This window comes from Candidatus Galacturonatibacter soehngenii (assembly GCF_008830185.1).
In the GTDB taxonomy this organism is placed as follows: Bacteria; Bacillota; Clostridia; order Lachnospirales; family Lachnospiraceae; genus Lachnotalea; species Lachnotalea soehngenii.
Window position 1 is genome coordinate 185,088 of sequence record NZ_WAGX01000004.1, and the last position, 17,807, is coordinate 202,894.

Annotated in this window: 13 protein-coding genes; 12 read left to right on the forward strand and 1 reads right to left on the reverse strand. The window is 34.8% G+C overall.

Going from position 1 to position 17,807, the window contains the following annotated elements; all coding sequences use genetic code 11:
* The first annotated feature begins 170 nt into the window (after positions 1 to 170).
* Both F7O84_RS03420 and F7O84_RS03425 read left to right on the forward strand, forming a co-directional pair.
* The gene (locus F7O84_RS03420) at positions 171 to 2,348 is read left to right on the forward strand and encodes a methyl-accepting chemotaxis protein (protein WP_151141973.1); all 2,178 of its coding nucleotides are present in this window, start codon (positions 171 to 173) and stop codon (positions 2,346 to 2,348) included.
* 121 nt (positions 2,349 to 2,469) lie between these two features.
* On the forward strand, positions 2,470 to 3,111 hold the full coding sequence (locus F7O84_RS03425; RefSeq protein ID WP_151141975.1) for a lactate utilization protein: 642 nt from the start codon (positions 2,470 to 2,472) through the stop codon (positions 3,109 to 3,111).
* A 94-nt stretch (positions 3,112 to 3,205) separates the two neighbouring features.
* Here the strand turns inward: F7O84_RS03425 and F7O84_RS03430 are convergent, their stop codons facing one another.
* Entirely contained in the window at positions 3,206 to 5,641 is a 2,436-nt protein-coding gene (locus tag F7O84_RS03430) for a glycoside hydrolase family 94 protein (protein ID WP_151141977.1), read from the reverse strand.
* A gap of 550 nt (positions 5,642 to 6,191) precedes the next feature.
* Here F7O84_RS03430 and F7O84_RS03435 point away from each other — a divergent pair.
* The 10 genes from F7O84_RS03435 to hydF all read left to right on the forward strand — a co-directional run bounded on the left by F7O84_RS03435 (position 6,192) and on the right by hydF (position 17,612).
* Positions 6,192 to 7,211: a LacI family DNA-binding transcriptional regulator gene (locus F7O84_RS03435; protein ID WP_151141979.1), complete on the forward strand. Its 1,020-nt coding sequence runs from the start codon at positions 6,192 to 6,194 to the stop codon at positions 7,209 to 7,211.
* 55 nt (positions 7,212 to 7,266) lie between these two features.
* The gene (locus tag F7O84_RS03440) at positions 7,267 to 8,679 is read left to right on the forward strand and encodes an ABC transporter substrate-binding protein (RefSeq protein ID WP_151141981.1); all 1,413 of its coding nucleotides are present in this window, start codon (positions 7,267 to 7,269) and stop codon (positions 8,677 to 8,679) included.
* A gap of 212 nt (positions 8,680 to 8,891) precedes the next feature.
* Positions 8,892 to 9,896 (forward strand): carbohydrate ABC transporter permease, encoded by a 1,005-nt coding sequence (locus tag F7O84_RS03445; RefSeq protein WP_243140793.1) that lies wholly within the window; start codon positions 8,892 to 8,894, stop codon positions 9,894 to 9,896.
* A gap of 2 nt (positions 9,897 to 9,898) precedes the next feature.
* On the forward strand, positions 9,899 to 10,807 hold the full coding sequence (locus tag F7O84_RS03450) for a carbohydrate ABC transporter permease (RefSeq protein WP_151141983.1): 909 nt from the start codon (positions 9,899 to 9,901) through the stop codon (positions 10,805 to 10,807).
* Between the two features lie 455 nt (positions 10,808 to 11,262).
* On the forward strand, positions 11,263 to 12,267 hold the full coding sequence (locus F7O84_RS03455; protein ID WP_151141985.1) for an ABC transporter substrate-binding protein: 1,005 nt from the start codon (positions 11,263 to 11,265) through the stop codon (positions 12,265 to 12,267).
* Positions 12,257 to 13,666: an ATP-binding cassette domain-containing protein gene (locus tag F7O84_RS18920; RefSeq protein WP_192451642.1), complete on the forward strand. Its 1,410-nt coding sequence runs from the start codon at positions 12,257 to 12,259 to the stop codon at positions 13,664 to 13,666. The genes F7O84_RS03455 and F7O84_RS18920 overlap by 11 nt, the downstream gene beginning before the upstream one ends.
* Complete coding sequence (locus F7O84_RS03465; protein WP_151141987.1) at positions 13,623 to 13,886, forward strand: TM1266 family iron-only hydrogenase system putative regulator; 264 nt, start codon at positions 13,623 to 13,625, stop codon at positions 13,884 to 13,886. Before F7O84_RS18920 ends, F7O84_RS03465 begins: the two co-directional genes overlap by 44 nt.
* A gap of 16 nt (positions 13,887 to 13,902) precedes the next feature.
* Positions 13,903 to 14,943 carry a [FeFe] hydrogenase H-cluster radical SAM maturase HydE gene (hydE, locus tag F7O84_RS03470; RefSeq protein ID WP_151141989.1) on the forward strand — a complete coding sequence of 347 codons (1,041 nt, stop codon included), beginning with the start codon at positions 13,903 to 13,905 and terminating at the stop codon, positions 14,941 to 14,943.
* Between the two features lie 48 nt (positions 14,944 to 14,991).
* Positions 14,992 to 16,410 (forward strand): [FeFe] hydrogenase H-cluster radical SAM maturase HydG, encoded by a 1,419-nt coding sequence (gene hydG / locus F7O84_RS03475; protein ID WP_151141991.1) that lies wholly within the window; start codon positions 14,992 to 14,994, stop codon positions 16,408 to 16,410.
* A gap of 11 nt (positions 16,411 to 16,421) precedes the next feature.
* Positions 16,422 to 17,612 carry a [FeFe] hydrogenase H-cluster maturation GTPase HydF gene (gene hydF, locus F7O84_RS03480; protein ID WP_151141993.1) on the forward strand — a complete coding sequence of 397 codons (1,191 nt, stop codon included), beginning with the start codon at positions 16,422 to 16,424 and terminating at the stop codon, positions 17,610 to 17,612.
* Positions 17,613 to 17,807: the final 195 nt, after the last annotated feature.

A 17,807-nucleotide genomic window follows, 5' to 3' on the forward strand; every position in this document is an offset into this window, starting at 1 on the left:
TTTGTATGTCCAATGAAACGGATAACATGTTATGTTACCAAATTATAAAAAATTTGTAAAAAAAGCTCAAATTATGCTATTTACATTTGCTTAAATCGACACCTTGTTATATAATAAAAGTAATTTTTGAGACTATAGTAAGCAAAAATATTTTGAGAGAGGGGCATTTCATGAAATCCGAACAAAAGTCAAAAGGAAATAGTTTGCTATTTAAAAATGTTTTAATTAATTTAGTTATCGTTATTATTTTAATTGTAAGTATCGTTACGGTTTTATATCGACTGAGTGCTGAAAAAATAACGGAACAAGTAGAACAGCAAATATATTTAAAATTAGAAGATGCAAAAGATGAAATTGAAAATGTTAGAAAAAGTCAAGAACAACAGCTTCAAATATTGAGTAGATCAACAGATGCCGCCGATGTATTAAAAGGTGGCGATTCGGATAAGTTTGACAAGTTAACAGAAGGTTTAAAAGTAAATTCAGAGTTTTTGGAGAATATATTACTGATAGATAGTACGGGTCAAGTGATGTATGATTCAAATACTAAGGAGGCAGCTACGAATAATTTATCTGATCGAAGTTATTTCAAGGAAAGTATGAATGGTAACGTGGCACATAGTGAAATACTTGTTTCAAAATCAACAGGAAATGTAATAGAAGTAACAAGTGTTCCTGTGGAGGAAAATGGTAAAGTTATTGGTGTACTTGCTACAACTATGAAGGTTGACTACATCAAAGCAGTTCTAGGTGATATCAAAGTAGAAGAAAGTGGTTATGCATTTCTTATTGATGAAAATGGAACCTTTATATATCATCCAAAAGCAGAATTGATTAATACAAATCTTGTAGATGCAGGAGTTCCAGAACTAACTGCAGAATTACCTAAGATGCAAGAAGGGAAAGCTGGAAAGTTAATTTATACCTATGAGGGTATGAAGAAGATGAATCTATATATGCCAGTTGAAAGCTGGTCACTTTCCATCAATGCGGTTCAATCAGAATATTTGTCACAAGTAAGATTGATGCTTGAAGAAGCACTCATTATTGGCTTTATTGTATTGGTTTTGGCTTCCCTTGCAACAGCATTTAACTCATACTTAATGATTGGTAGAATTAAAAATGTTCAAAAGGTAATGGGCGTCGTTACCCGTGGAGATATGACGGTAGAGATCAATGAAGCAAATTTAAAGAAGTGTTGGGAAGTTAAGAATTGTGGGAAGACAGAATGTCCAGCTTATGAGAATGAAAACTTAAAATGTTGGGAAATCCCTAAGACATTATGTAATGATGAAGTACAGGCTGATGCGTTGGCAAAGCTTGACATCTGTAAAGAGTGCAATGTCTATCAATCCTCAGAAGGGGATGAACTTGGACAGATGTCAAGAAGTCTAAGCGTGATGATACGTACCATTCGAAATTTAATTTATAATATTTCGGAAATAGCAGAACAATTATCAAGTTCCAGTCAGGAGTTATCAAGTGCTTCAGAGGAAACAACGTCTTCAGCAGAAAGTATATCTCACAGAATGGAAGAGATGAGTTCAAGTTCTCAAAACCAAACAGAATATGCTGAGACAATTAATCATATGGCACAAGAGATGAGTGAAATGCTTTCAGATTCTGTTACTAAAATCGTTGATATGGCAAAAGAGGCTGGATTGGTAAACCAAAAGGCAAAGGTTGGAGAAGAAAAAATTGAATTTGCAATTGGCGGAATGGAACAGATAAAGACACAGACGGAAAAGATTGAATCTGTTATGATCGAACTTTTACGCCAATCAGCCGAAATAGGAGAAATCAATAATCTTATCACAGCAATTGCTGATGAAACGAATTTATTATCTTTGAATGCTTCCATAGAAGCTGCAAGAGCTGGAGAAAATGGAAAGGGATTTGGAGTGGTAGCAGATGAAATAGGAAAGTTAGCTTCCCAGTCTCAGGAATCAGCAAAAGGAATCTCACAGCTTATTGATAGAATAACAGAAAGTATTGAATCAGCAAATAAATTAATGCATACGGAAACAGAACTTGTACAAAATGGAATTATGACTGTTCAAGAATCAAAATCTGCCTTTGAGGAAATTGCGGATACGGTACATGAGTTGGTTGATGGAATGCATGAAGTTGTTACCTTTGTTGAAACAGTAAAGGATTCAAGTAATTCAGTCACACACGCAGTAGAAAAAATGTCAACTATTATTGAAGAAACCAGTGCCGATATGGAAGAAATCACTGCTGCAACAGAAGAGCAAACCAGTGTATCAGAAGAAATATCAAAATCAGCGACTGAACTAGCGCGTATGGCAGAAGAACTAATGAATGCAGTAAGTGAATTTAAAGTTTAAACCCAACTGTTAAAAGGAATATCGTTAAGATATTCCTTTTAACGTATTTGGGATAAATATCATTTGATGTTTCACTGTATTTTATGTAAAATAGATTGAAAGGGAATAGAAAGGCTTAACTATGGATGAGAATATTTTATGGTATCGAGAAAAACAAGTGGAAAGAACAATAAAGAATTTAGAACTACATAATATGATGGGAATATATGTAGAAGATGAAGCAGAATTATTGAGTAAATTAAGTGAATTTATAAAAGAGGATTCCATAATCGGGGTTGGTGATTCTGTTACACTAAAAGATACTGGTGTTCTTAGATATCTTCGTCAAAATAAATTTCATTTTTTGGACAAATACAAGGAAGGATTGACAAGAGAAGAGAAAAGGAAAATATATATACAAAACTTTTCAGCAGATACCTTTATGTGTAGTTCGAATGCCTTGACAGAGGATGGATATCTTTTTAACATTGATGGAAATGGAAGCAGAGTAGCCCCAATGTTATACGGCCCTAAACAAGTTATTGTAGTAGTAGGTATCAATAAATTAGTAGCCAATCTAGAAGAGGCACAAAAAAGAGTCAGAAATTATGCGGCTCCCTTAGATGCAAAAAGATTAAATAAAGATACTCCTTGTACGAAAATAGGTACCTGTGTGGATTGTAAGAGTCCAAATCGTATTTGTAACGACTTCGTGACGATAACAGGACAGTTCGAAAAAGATAGAATTAAAGTAATTATAATAGGAAAATCCTTTGGATACTAATGAGATTGTATTGATAAAGAAGGAGAGTAGTATATATGAATAAAAGAGTGTGAATCAAATACAAATGTTTCACACTCTTTTTTAAAAGAAACACTTATCCCATAAAAACTGTGACCTGATAAGTCGTTTTACCCTCTTCAAATGGAATTAAATTGCCTTCTATCTCAACCCCATCGACAATGATTTTTTTAACACCCTTTTGAACAGAATCAAGGTTTTTAACCGTAATAAAATACTCTGCATCTCGAAATACTCTTTTTACAGTATAATTACCAAAATTAGATGGTACACATGGATCTACGATTAAGCCTTTGTAATCAGGTTTGATTCCCAAGATAAACTGAGATACATTTACAAAAGTCCAAGCTGCGGTTCCTGTAAGCCAACTATTTTTAGCTTCTCCATGAAAGGCTGCATCCGCACCTGCAATCATCTGTGAATATACATATGGCTCGGTACGGTGAATCTCACTGATATCTTCTAGGTATGCAGGGCAGGTTTTTTTATAAATTTCAAAAGCTCGATCTCCACGTCCAATTACAGTTTCTGCTATGGAAACCCATGGGTTGTTGTGACAAAAGATACCTGCATTTTCTTTGTAACCAGGAGGATAAGAAGAGATTTCACCCAGGTTCAAATAATACTTGGTATAAGCTGGTTGTAAAAGCATAATCCCATATTTGGTATCTAAACGCTCTTTAACGGAATCCAGTGCCTTTTGAGCAAGACCTTCCTTAACACCGATTCCAGCCAGTACACAAAAACCTTGTGGCTCAATAAAAATTTGACCTTCACTACATTCTTTGGAACCCACTTTTTCACTTGCCGCGTCATATGCTCGGAGAAACCAATCGCCATCCCAACCACTTTGAAGTACAGCATCATACATTTCATCCACAGCCAAAAGTGCTCGTTTTTCTTCGTCGTAATCGCCAAGTTCATGACAAATAGAAGCATATTCTTTTCCATACTTTACAAACATTCCAGCAATGAAAACAGATTCAGCAATTGGACCTTCTGATGGGCCTGTGGTCTGAAATGACTCTCCAGGTTCTTTAGAAAAGCAGTTTAAATTCAAACAGTCATTCCAATCTGCACGACCAATTAAAGGAAGCTTATGAGGGCCTAAATGTGTTATGGTATAATTCAAAGAACGTTTTAAATGTTCAAATAAAGTGGCGCTATTTGTCTTATCATTATCAAACGGAACAAGTTCAGCTAAAATTGAAAAATCACCTGTTTCTTTTATGTATGCCGATACACAGGCAATGAGCCAAAGTGGATCATCATTAAAACCACTTCCAATATCTAGATTACCCTTTTTTGTAAGAGGTTGATATTGATGATAAGCACTTCCGTCTTCAAACTGAGTAGAAGCAATATCAAGAATACGTTCTCTTGCTCTATCTGGAATTAAATGAACAAATCCAAGTAAATCTTGGCAAGAATCACGAAATCCCATGCCACGTCCAGTTCCTGACTCGAAGTAAGAAGCAGAACGAGACATGTTAAAGGTAACCATACATTGATATTGATTCCATATGTTTACCATGCGGTTTAATTTCGGTTCCTTACTTTCTACGCTATAGTTAGAAAGAAGATGTTTCCAGTATTCCTTTAATTCGTGTAGAGCAGTTGTTACTTTTTCATCCGTAAAATAGCGTTCAATTACTGTTTTTGCAGGTGCTTTATTAATAATTCCAGGACTTTCCCATTTTTCTTCTTCTTTATTCTCGATATACCCTAATACAAAGACAATGCCTTTTGATTCACCAGGCTCCAAAGTCAAATTAAAATAATGTGAAGCAATCGGACTCCAACCACTTGCAATGGAATTTGAGGAAGTATTTTGTTCTACCACTTGCGGATGATCAATCCCACGATATGAACCAAGGAATGCATCACGACTGGTATCAAAGCCATCTGGTTTTTCATTAGCAGAAAAATACGCATAGTGATTTCTTCGTTCTCTATACTCAGTCTTGTGATAAATAACACTATCTTCAACTTCAACTTCACCAATACTTAAGTTTCTTTGAAAATTTGTCATGTCATCCACGGCATTCCACAGACAAAACTCAATATAGGAAAAAAGCGAAAACGTTTTCTTTTCATTGGAATGATTTGTAAGTATCAGTTGGTTGATTTCACAATTATCATTTAGTGGAACAAAGGCTGTAACACTTGCTTCTAACTGATTCTTTGAAGATGTAATTTTGCTATAGCCAAGACCATGTCGACATTCATAGGAATCAAGTTCTGCTTTTACTGGTTGCCAACCAGGATTCCATATCGTACCATTTTCGTTTATGTAGAAATACTTACCGCCATTATCAGTTGGTATATTATTGTAACGGTAACGGGTAAGGCGTAGTAGTTTTGCATCTTTATAAAAACTGTAGCCTCCACTGGTGTTTGAATAAAGAGAAAAGAAGTCATTTGAGCCTAAATAATTAATCCATGGAAGTGGAGTTTTAGGTGTTGTTATCACATATTCCTTCTCGTTATCATCAAAAAATCCAAATTTCATATTATATCTCCATTCTAAATAGTTCTAGAAAAGTAGGTTGAAGTCAATAAGTAAAGAAGTTTCAACCATGTACTATGAATCATAGATAGATTCTAGTTCTATAAATGAATCATATTACGATTAAAGTTACATTAGAAAACGATTAAGTAAAATCAAATAAGTATCTAGTGACATTAGTATAGTCCATATCATTATATAAATCAATACATTTGTAAGAAAATTCTGCAATATAATACATTTAAATTTAAAAAAAAATACCGAAAAGGTATTCGTAATTAAATATACTTTATAACAAAATATACACAAAATAGTATACAAAATCATTCTTTTACTAAAAACTACAACGATAAACAAGATATTATTAACAAAAAAGTTAAAAATATACTTGCAAAAGTATAGAATATGTTGTATATTGTAATTACGAAAACGATTAAGTTAAAAAATATCCTGTTTAAAAGGCATAATACTTAGTATAATAAACAAAACAATACATAAGAAATTTAAGCTTTTGTTATTGTAAAACCGACATTTTTAATTGGAGGAAATACAAATGGTATCTATGAAAGACATATCCCTAAAATGCGGGGTATCAGTGGCGACAGTCAGCAAGGCATTAAATGATCATAGCGATATAGGAGAAAACACAAAAGAGCTTATTAGAAAGACGGCTAAAGAAATGGGATATTTTCCAAACTCATCGGCAAGAGCTTTGAAGACAAATAGAACCTATAATATAGGAGTATTATTTGTAGACGAGGCGCAAAGTGGTTTAACACATGAATATTTTTCCCATGTGTTAGATAGTTTCAAAGTAACAGCAGAACAATCTGGTTACGATATTACTTTTATTAATCGTAATAAGGCGCATAGTTCCATGTCATATTTGGAACACAGCAAATATAGGGGAGTTGATGGGGTAGTCATAGCTTGTGTTGATTTTCATGATCCGGAAGTTCTTGAGTTAGTAAGAAGTGACTTGCCAGTTGTTACCATTGACTATACCTTTAATAATCGAATTGCTGTCATATCAGACAACATCAAAGGTATGAAAGATTTAATTACTTATATTTACGAAATGGGGCATAGAAAAATTGCATACATTCATGGTGCAGATTCTGCGGTAACACAAAATCGTGTTGGGAGCTTTTACAAAACATTAGACAGTTTGGGGATATCAGTCCCAGATGACTATGTGAAAGAAGGCATTTATCATGATACAGAGTCTTCTGCAATACTTACAAGAGAATTATTAAACTTAAAAGAATGCCCTACATGTATTATTTATCCAGATGATTTTTCTAGTATTGGTGGTATTAATGTCATTAAAGAAAGAGGACTTAAAATTCCAGATGACATTTCTATTGTAGGTTATGACGGTTTAAGACTTTCGCAAGTATTAGATCCAAAGCTTACTACGCTAAAGCAAGATACGAAAAGTCTTGGAAGGTTAGCCGCACAAAAGCTGATTCATTTGATAGAAAAGCCAAAGGCTGCAGTTATTGAAAGAGTCGTTGTAGAAGGTGAAGTTATAAAGGGTGAATCGGTAAAACAAATGGGTAGTACCAGTTAAATAAAATTAGCTGTACAACAATATAACATTAATGAAATAAGGGAGGAAACATGATATGAAGAAAAAAATGTTGGCGTTAGCATTAGCTACAGCAATGACAACAATTTCACTCGCGGGGTGTGGTACAAGTTCAACTCCAACAGATGCTACAACAAATAAATCAACAGATGCAACAACAGAAACTGATACAGCAACAGCTGAAACAGAAGAAGAAATACCAGAAAATGAGATTATTGGTAATCCAGATGCTGAGGATGCGTTTTATGTTTATTGTTGGAATGCTGATGTAATGAACAATGTTATTAAGTATTTCCAAGAAGTATATCCAGAAGATGCAAAACGAATTGTATATGTTAATACAGGTGGCTCTGATTATTATCAGACAAAAATTGATGCATTGCTTGAAGATCCAACGAATCCTCAATATCCAGACATGATTGCTATGGAAATGGATTACATCATGAAATATACAGATAGTGATTATACACTTCCAGTATCAGACCTTGGTATTACTGAGGCAGATATGAAGAATATGTATCAATATACCATTGATGCAGCTACTGTAGATGGAAAAGTAAAAGGATTATCATGGCAGGCAACACCAGGTGCTATGATGTATCGTAGAAGCTTAGCTGAAAAGTATTTAGGAACATCAGACCCAGATAAAGTTCAAGAATTCTTTAAAGATTGGGATACAATGCTTGAAACGGGTAAAAAGATTCTTGCAGATTCCAATGGAGAAACAAAACTATTTTCAGGTGTTGACGATGTAAAACGTGTATATCAGGCATCAAGAGAAAATGCTTGGTATGATGCAAATAGTGTATTAACGGTAGAAGATACTATGCTAAATTACATGGATTATGCAAAAGCATTACAAGATGCTGGTTTAACAAATGGAACAGCACAGTGGAGTGATGAATGGGCTGCTAATGTTAAAAGCGATAACACATTTGCTTATATGGGATGTACTTGGTTCTTACACTGGACATTAAAAGCAAATAGTGGTGGCGAAAAAGTTGGAGAAGGAACTTATGGTGATTGGGCTATGACAGCAGGACCACAGTCATATTACTGGGGTGGAACATGGCTTGGTGCAACAGCAGGATGTTCAGATAAAGAACTTGCAGGTAAGATTATGAAAGCAGCTACTTGTGACACGGAAATGATGAAGAAAATTTGTAAAGGTTCTCTTGATTATGTAAATAACAAAGAAGCAATTGCTGCTTTAAGTGCAGAAGGTGTTGGTAATTATGATTTCCTTGGCGGACAGGATTTCTTAGGATACTTTTCACCACTTGCAGAAAAAATTGAACTTCCAGCTATGTGCGGAGAAGATTTCTATATTACGAATGCGTTTGATGATCAAACAAATGCGTATGTAAATGGAAATAAGGATAAAGATACTGCAGTCAAAGATTTTAAAGCATATGTGGTAGATTTATATCCATATTTAACAGCAGAATAATTATTATATGTGGGGATTCATATAAAGAAAAAGTAACAAGATGATGATGTAGTTACAAAGTGTTTTGCGTGCCGATGCGAAAACGTATCGGCAATGACAAAACCATATGGATATGTTTTAACTATTTTATAGTACCAAATGAAGAATATAGTCCTAGAATTTGGAACTATAAAATAGCTAAAATATTAAAAGGGTAAGGAGTGAAAAGAAATATGGCTGACATTAGTCAAAAAAGTAACATGGGAAAAAAGAGAAAAACAGTAGAATATGGCAGGTATGGTTACTTGTTTATTGCTCCTTTTTTTATTGTATATGCAATTTTTCAACTTTGGCCGTTGGTATATACAATATGGATGAGTTTTATGGAGTATTACTCGAAGGGGTTAAAGGAAATCGGGCCTAATTTTATCGGTTTCAAAAATATTGTTAATGCATTCATAACGACAGGTAAGGAGGGGGCAGTTCTCTTTGATACCTTCACGTTTAAAGCATTAGGGAATACTATTTTTATGTGGATGTTAAACTTTGTACCTCAGATTTTATTGTCCTTATTGTTGGCATCATGGTTTACAGACACTAGAGTAAAGTTAAAGGGGCAAGGCGCCTTTAAGGTGACTATGTTTATGCCAAATATTATTACGGCAGCATCTTTGGCAGTATTATTCTATTCCCTGTTTAGTATTAATGGACCAATGACACAGCTTTTGAAAAATATGGGAGCGATTCCTGGAAATTATGATTTTATGGTACATAAGCTTCCAACTCAGATTTTAATAGCATTCATTCAATTTTGGATGTGGTATGGAAATACAATGATTGTTCTGATTGCTGGTATTCTTGGAATTAATCCTAGCTTGTATGAAGCATCTAGAGTAGATGGCGCAAATAGCAAACAGATATTTTACCATATAACACTACCTTTATTAAAGCCAATTACATTATTCGTGCTAGTAACATCCGCTATCGGGGGATTACAAATGTATGATATTCCTTCTCTTTTCAATGTAAATCAAGGTGGAGATGGACTTCCTGATTTCGCTTCTACTACCATTACAATGTACATTAGAAAGCTTACGTTAACAAGTAAGGATTTTGGTAAAGCGGGAGCTGCATCTGTTGTATTATTTTTAGTGACATTAATAATAAGCTTGTTCTTCTTCTTTGTACTGGGCGAAAAAGAAGATAGAAGACAAAGAAAATCAAGGAAAGGAGTATAAGCATGAGTTCTCAAGTAATTGAAGTAAAAGAATCTAAAAAAAGTGAAAATGAACAATTAGAAAGTTTAAGTAAAAATATTAAAAGACAAAAACTTTTTAGAAATATTATTTGTATCTTGTTATGTATCATGAGTATATTTCCTTTTTATATTATGATTATTAATGCAACAAGACCAAGTGCAGCCATACAGCAGGGATTATCTTTGATTCCTGGAACTATGTTCTTTACCAATATAAGTAAGTTAGGATCATTATCAGCAGGTGTTGGAACGCCAGTGATGAAAGCCATGTTAAATAGTTTATGTATTTCTGTTCCTGCAACCTTGTTTACAGTATATTTTTCAAGTATGACAGCATATGGTGTATATGTATATAACTTTAAGCTTAGAAGGATTGCTTGGTCCTTCATCCTTGGAATTATGATGATACCGACGCAAGTTTCAATCATTGGATTTTATAAATTCATGATACAAATTGGACTAAACGATTCGTATTTGCCGCTTATTATACCCGCTGTTGCAGCACCGTCCACTGTATTTTTCATGAGACAATACATGAAGACAGCCTTGCCTCTTGAAATTATTGATGCAGCAAGAATTGATGGTTCGGGCGAATTCTATACTTTTAACACGATTGCTACGCCACTAATGAAGCCAGCTTTGGCGACTCAGGCAATATTTGCCTTTATTGCATCCTGGAATAATTTGTATACACCATCGATTATTCTGTCTTCATCAACCAAATATACACTTCCTATGTTCGTACAGGTACTTAGAAGTGAACAATTTCGTTCTGATTATGGAGTAATTTATGTAGGACTATTACTAACAGTACTTCCTTTATTCATTGTATACTTTGCATTATCAAAGTATATTATTGCCGGAGTTGCTCTTGGTGGTGTAAAGGAATAAATTAGCTTATTATCCCCTTTTCATTTTTATATTGAAAGAGTCTGAAAATGTTAGCATTTTTAGGCTCTTTTTCGGTCTACGTTTATTTTATTATGCATGGCTAAACTGATATCGTGAAATCGTTATAAAATTAACAAAAAAGGATTGCGTTATGTAAAGGCATAGAATATAATAAAAGAAATGAACAAAAAAGATACGTTCTGTTTGTGAATTTATCGTTATTATTCTGATTTCAAAGATTTATGTTCTGCGAAAAAAGGCCATGACATAACATTGATTTAAGCAGGATTTCGTGCGCCTTATACTTGTATAAGGCGTTTTTTTGTATCATTTAGAAAGTGATTGCTAATGTAACTAAAATTTTTATGAAAGAATTGAGGTGAAAAGAGGTTTTACGCGATGTCTTTGAATTTGTTTTGGAGGCAGAAAAAGTTTTAAAATGGAGGAGATTTAATATGGAGCAAAAAAAATCAATAAGTAGTTGGAGAAAAATAGGGTGTGTTTTTATTGTAGTCTGTCTTTTTGCACTTTATGGTTGTGGGAAGGATACAAAAGAGAGTGCAACTGTTCGTGTGGGTTCTTTAAAAGGACCTACCTCAATTGGTCTCATGCGTATGATGGAACAAGCTGAAAGTAATAAATTAACAAATGACTATACATTTACCATGGAGACATCTGCCGATACGTTATTGCCATTGATGATAAAAGGTGAACTAGATATTGCTTTGGTTCCAGGCAATGTTGCTAGTATTCTATATCAGAAAACACAAGGTAAAGTATCAGTTCTAGATATTAATACGCTAGGAGTCCTATACATGGTATCTTCGGATCAAACGGTGGATTCGTTATTAAGTCTAAAGGGAAAGACTGTATATCTAACGGGGAAAGGAACGACACCAGATTATGTGTTACAATATCTGCTTAGCCAAGCAGGCATCAAAGAAGAAGTAACATTGGAATATAAATCAGAACCAACAGAGGTTGCAGCAATTTTGGAAAAAGAGGAAAATGCAATCGGACTGTTACCACAACCATTTGTAACGGCTACACTAGCCAAAAACGATAAATTATCTATGGTTATAGATATGAACGAGGAATGGAATAAGATTCAAGGGGATAAGGGAAGTTTACTTGTAACTGGGGTAACGGTAGTAAGAAATGAATTTTTACAAAACAATGAAAAAGCAGTTTTAAACTTTATGAAAGATCATCAAGAAAGCGCAAAGTATGTAAATGAGAACCCAAAAGACGCATCACTTTTGGTTGAAAAGTCTGGAATTATTGAAAAGGCGGCGATTGCTGAAGCGGCCATACCATTTTGTAATATTACTTATATCGATGGAATAGAGGCAAAAACGGCATTAGAGGGATATTTGCAGGTGTTATTTGATCAAAATGCAGAATCGGTTGGAGGAGTGCTTCCAAATGAAGAGTTTTACTATATTCCAAATGAAAAATAAAAAAGAGCAAATACGAAAGTTTGTTATCTTTCTTTTTTGGATAATGCTATGGCAAGTAGGGGCTTTACTAATACAAAATGAAGTTTTATTAGCAGGCCCAATCGACGTCTTAAAGGAGCTTAGTAAGGAACTGAAAGAATTAGACTTTTACAAATCGGTAGTTTTTTCACTCTTTCGAATCATGACTGGTTTTTTACTTGGAATGAGTAGCGGTATGTTGCTTGGTGCAATTTCTTTTTTTAAACCTTTTATAAAAGAGTTCATGGCACCGATTGTAACATTATTAAAAACCATACCAATTGCATCTTTTGTTGTTTTACTACTTATTTGGGCAGGTTCAAAGAACCTATCCATATATATTTCATTTTTGGTGGTATTTCCTAACATATATCTAAATACGATTATGGGATTATCAAATGCAGATAAAAAAAGTATTGAAATGGCGCAGGTATTTCAAATGAGTCGTGGTAGAAGGTTATTCTATATTTACTTGCCAAGTTTGAACCCTTTTTTAATCAGTAGTATAGAGATATCCATTGGAATGAGCTTTAAATCAGGAGTGGCTGCGGAAGTAATTGGAACTCCTAAGTTTTCCTTTGGTGAAAATCTATATATGTCAAAGATTCATCTAAATACAGCAGGGGTATTTGCTTGGACGCTTGTAATTATATTCGTAAGTTATGTGATGGAAAAGCTGGTCTTACAATGGATAAAAAAAGTAAGTAAGATACCTGTTTCCAGCAAATACTTTAAAAAGCGTATGAATAACGAAAAAGAATTCATCACAGCCAAAGATATACAGATTAAGGATTTATCAAAAGCATATGAAGGGAAAATGGTATTAAATCGTATCAATTTGCATTTGAAAAGGGGGAGAGTTTATTGCTTGATGGGTCCATCTGGATGTGGAAAGACAACCTTTTTTCACATACTACTGGGACTGATTCGACCAGATGAAGGAGAATTAATAGGTGTAAAAAAGTCAGACATTTGTGCCGTGTTTCAAGAACCACGATTATTAGAAGAATATAGTACGCTTAATAATGCATTTTTATTTGGCTCGCTTTCTAAAGGAGAAGAGTGGGAGGAAAAAGAACTCTTATCTCTTTTACCGAAAGAATCGATTTACAAGTCTGCAAAGGAGCTAAGTCTTGGAATGCAACGAAGAGTCGCTATTATAAGAGCAATGAACTTTGATGCACCCTTTGTTATTATGGATGAACCCTTTGCGGGGCTAGACGAAAAAACAAAAGAAATAACAGCAGCGTATATATTGAAGAAAAAAGGCGATAAAACATTACTGGTATCAACGCACAATATAAAAGATGTGAATTTGTTAAAAGGAGAATTGATTGATGGAGACAAGAGTGGCTTTAATTGGGATTATGGTAGAACATAATGAATCCGTTGATAAACTCAATGCTTTGCTAAGTCAATATGGAGATTATATCATTGGTAGAATGGGAATTCCCTATCACAAAAAGGATTTATCTTTAATAAGCATAGCAATTGATGCACCAGCAGATGTAATAAGTGCATTGTCTGGAAAAATCGGAAGACTAAAAGGTTTGTCAGCAAAGGTGATATATAACAAAACAGATAAGACTGCATTGGTATAAAGGCAGGCGGAGGAATATGAGAGAACTAATTGAGCAATTGGCAAGCAAAAGGCAGCTTGAAAAAAAGGATTACATTCGTTTGCTAGAACAGTTAAATGAAGAAGACGAACAGTATTTAAGAGAGTTAGCCAAGCAAAAAGCGATTGAATATTATGGGAAAGATGTTTATGTTAGGGGACTAATTGAGTATACCAACTTTTGCAAAAATGATTGCTATTACTGTGGTATACGAAAAAGTAATTCGAATGCAATGCGCTATCGACTTACAAAAGAAGAGATTCTTGCCTGTTGCAAGGAAGGGTATGAGCTTGGTTTTCGTACCTTTGTATTGCAAGGTGGAGAAGACGGGTTTTTTACAGACGATAAGATAGAGGATATCATTTGGGCAATCAAGAAGGAATATAGCGATTGTGCTTTGACACTGTCTATTGGAGAGAGAAGCTATGAAGCATATAAAAGATTCTATGATGCAGGAGCAGACAGGTATTTACTACGACATGAGACGGCAGATGAACTTCATTATGAAAAACTTCATCCATCTAACCTATCCTTAAGAACAAGAAAAGAATGTCTTTATCAGCTAAAAGAGATTGGTTATCAAGTAGGGTGTGGATTCATGGTTGGATCTCCTTTTCAAACAATAGAAAACCTTGCTAAAGATTTAGTCTTTATCAAAGAACTATCACCTCATATGGTAGGAATTGGACCGTTTATTTCTCATAAGGACACACCCTTTAAGGATTATGAGAATGGGTTAGTTTCCTTGACATTGAACTTAATTGCTATCATACGACTTATGCTTCCAAACATTTTAATTCCAGCTACTACTGCACTTGGTACGCTTGATAAGATGGGAAGAGAAAAGGGGATCTTGGCAGGTGCTAACGTACTTATGCCAAATCTTTCACCCGTAAGTGTACGGAAAAAATATATGCTTTATGACAATAAAATATGTACTGGCGATGAGGCGGCACAATGCAGGCAATGTTTGAATCAACGCATTGAACGTATCGGTTATCACATTGTGACCGAGCGAGGCGATTGTAAGGCTTTATAATACGATAAAAGCAAAATGATAATATGTAAAGTAGAAAAGGGGATTTGTATGTATGATGTAACATCATCAAAAGCAGAAGAATTTATAAATCATGAAGAAATAATAGAAACCATTCAATTTGCAGAAGAAAATAAACACAATCGTGGACTTATTGAGCAAATTATTCAAAAAGCCCATAACTATAAAGGGCTAACTCACAAAGAAGCATTGCTTTTGCTTGAATGTGATATTGAGGAGTTGAACCAAAAGATATATGCATTAGCCAAAGAAATCAAGCAACGCATCTATGGTGAACGTATCGTCATGTTTGCACCACTTTATTTATCCAATTATTGTGTGAATGGTTGTGTTTACTGTCCATATCATCTAAAAAACAAAACGATTCGAAGGAAAAAGCTTACACAGGAAGAAATAAGGAGTGAAGTAATTGCACTGCAAGATATGGGGCATAAAAGACTTGCACTTGAAACAGGAGAAGACCCTGTGAATAATCCCATTGAATATGTTCTTGAAAGTATCAAAACCATCTATGATATTAAGCATAAAAATGGAGAGATAAGACGTGTGAATGTAAACATTGCGGCGACTAGTGTTGAGAATTACCGCAAATTAAAAGAGGCAGGTATTGGTACTTATATTTTATTTCAGGAGACGTATCATAAAGAAAATTATGAAATGCTTCATCCAACTGGACCAAAGCATGATTACGCCTATCATACAGAAGCGATGGATCGAGCGATGGAGGGTGGAATCGATGATGTAGGTATTGGTGTTTTATTTGGACTCAATCGATACAAATATGATTTTACGGGACTGCTTATGCATGCCGAGCATTTGGAGGCAGCAAAAGGAGTTGGTCCACATACCATAAGCGTACCCCGTATCAGACCAGCAGATGATGTAAATCCAGAGGATTACAAAGATGCGATATCGGATGAATTGTTTGAAAAGATTGTAGCAGTTATTCGTATTGCAGTACCATACGCAGGAATGATAATATCGACAAGAGAATCTAGAAGCACGAGAGAAAAAGTACTTGCCCTTGGGGTTTCACAGATAAGTGGAGGTTCTAAAACCAGCGTTGGAGGCTATGCCAAGGAAGAAAGCGAGGAGGAGAATTCTTCTCAATTTGAAGTAAGTGATACCAGAACACTGGATGAGGTTGTAAATTGGTTGTTGGGACTTGGATATATCCCAAGCTTTTGCACGGCCTGTTACCGAGAAGGACGAACGGGAGATCGATTTATGCAGCTTGCCAAATCAGGGCAGATTGCAAATTGCTGTCAACCAAATGCACTTATGACGTTAAACGAATATCTGGAAGATTATGCAAGTGAAGATACGAAGGTAAAGGGTAATCAAGTGATTCAAGAGCAAGTCAATCACATTCAAAACGAAAAAGTGAAGGATATAACAAGAAAGCATTTGGAAGAAATGAAACAAGGAAAGAGAGATTTTCGATTCTAAAGGAGGAATATATGAGTCTAACCAATACACCAAGATCAAACCAGCTTCATATAGGAATATATGGTAAGCGAAACAGCGGGAAATCTTCTTTGATTAATGCAATTACAAGTCAAGACATTGCACTTGTTTCCGAAATTGCAGGTACTACAACAGATCCTGTATATAAAACAATGGAGATTAGTGGAATTGGGCCTTGTGTTTTTATTGATACGGCAGGATTTGATGATGAAGGAGAACTGGGAAATAAAAGAATCGAACGAACCAATCATGCACTTACAAAGACGGATATTGCCATTGTAGTATTTACCGATACAGTCTGTTCGATGGAAAAAGTGTGGGTGGAAAAACTAAACAAGGCAAAGATTCCTTTTATTCCAGTGGTAAACAAAGTAGATATTCTTGAAAATCTAGAAGAGGTCAAGGATGTGGCACAGCAAATCACGAAAAGAGCACCGATACTTATAAGCTGTCAAAAACGTATCGGAATGGAGGATTTGTTAGAGGAATTAAGAAGAAATGTTCCAGAGGATTATGAGGCAAATAGTATTGTTGGTCATTTGGTTAATGAGGGTGATATTGTATTGCTTGTCATGCCGCAAGATATGCAAGCTCCAAAAGGACGACTTATATTGCCACAAGTACAAACCTTGCGTGATTTACTAGACTTAAAATGTATTGTTTTGTCTGCCACCACCGATAGATTGGAGGAATCGTTACAGGCACTATCTAAGCCTCCTGCATTAATCATTACGGATTCGCAAGTATTTCAAACGGTATATGAAAAAAAACCAAAGGAAAGCCGCTTGACTTCCTTTTCAGTTTTGTTTGCCAGGTACAAAGGAGACATTGATTATTATGTAGAAAGTGCGAATGCTTTTTCTAAATTGACAGAAAATTCTAAGGTTTTAATAGCAGAAGCGTGTACGCATGCACCGTTGGCAGAGGATATTGGTAGGGAAAAGATTCCAAGAATGCTTCGTAAACGTGTAGGTGATGCAATTGATATTCAAATTGTAAGCGGAGTTGATTTTCCAAAGGATTTGTCTGGGTATGATTTGATTATACAATGCGGTTCTTGTATGTTTAATCGAAGATATATGCTAAGTCGTGTCAAACAGGCGAAAAAACAAAACGTGCCAATGACAAATTATGGGATTACGATTGCATATATGAGTGGAATCTTAGATAAAATTGATTACTAGACCTTTTATGATACGATGGTTTTGTGTAAAAAAACATAAGACCATCCTCAATTGTAAAATAACATTCCCGTGTGAAAGGGAAAGATAGGTACAAATATTTGAAAATAGCATAGAGAAATTCGTGTTACAAAAAGGCAGGGCGCAGTCCCTGCCTTTTGTGATATATTGAACTTAGCCAGTGGGAAAGGAGACACT

Coding starts and splice junctions, on each gene's coding strand:
- F7O84_RS03420 (WP_151141973.1), top strand. CDS start 171: ATGAAATCCGAACAAAAGTCAAAAGGAAATAGTTTGCTATTTAAAAAT.
- F7O84_RS03425 (WP_151141975.1), top strand. CDS start 2,470: ATGGATGAGAATATTTTATGGTATCGAGAAAAACAAGTGGAAAGAACA.
- F7O84_RS03430 (WP_151141977.1), bottom strand. CDS start 5,641: ATGAAATTTGGATTTTTTGATGATAACGAGAAGGAATATGTGATAACA.
- F7O84_RS03435 (WP_151141979.1), top strand. CDS start 6,192: ATGGTATCTATGAAAGACATATCCCTAAAATGCGGGGTATCAGTGGCG.
- F7O84_RS03440 (WP_151141981.1), top strand. CDS start 7,267: ATGAAGAAAAAAATGTTGGCGTTAGCATTAGCTACAGCAATGACAACA.
- F7O84_RS03445 (WP_243140793.1), top strand. CDS start 8,892: ATGGCTGACATTAGTCAAAAAAGTAACATGGGAAAAAAGAGAAAAACA.
- F7O84_RS03450 (WP_151141983.1), top strand. CDS start 9,899: ATGAGTTCTCAAGTAATTGAAGTAAAAGAATCTAAAAAAAGTGAAAAT.
- F7O84_RS03455 (WP_151141985.1), top strand. CDS start 11,263: ATGGAGCAAAAAAAATCAATAAGTAGTTGGAGAAAAATAGGGTGTGTT.
- F7O84_RS18920 (WP_192451642.1), top strand. CDS start 12,257: ATGAAAAATAAAAAAGAGCAAATACGAAAGTTTGTTATCTTTCTTTTT.
- F7O84_RS03465 (WP_151141987.1), top strand. CDS start 13,623: ATGGAGACAAGAGTGGCTTTAATTGGGATTATGGTAGAACATAATGAA.
- hydE (WP_151141989.1), top strand. CDS start 13,903: ATGAGAGAACTAATTGAGCAATTGGCAAGCAAAAGGCAGCTTGAAAAA.
- hydG (WP_151141991.1), top strand. CDS start 14,992: ATGTATGATGTAACATCATCAAAAGCAGAAGAATTTATAAATCATGAA.
- hydF (WP_151141993.1), top strand. CDS start 16,422: ATGAGTCTAACCAATACACCAAGATCAAACCAGCTTCATATAGGAATA.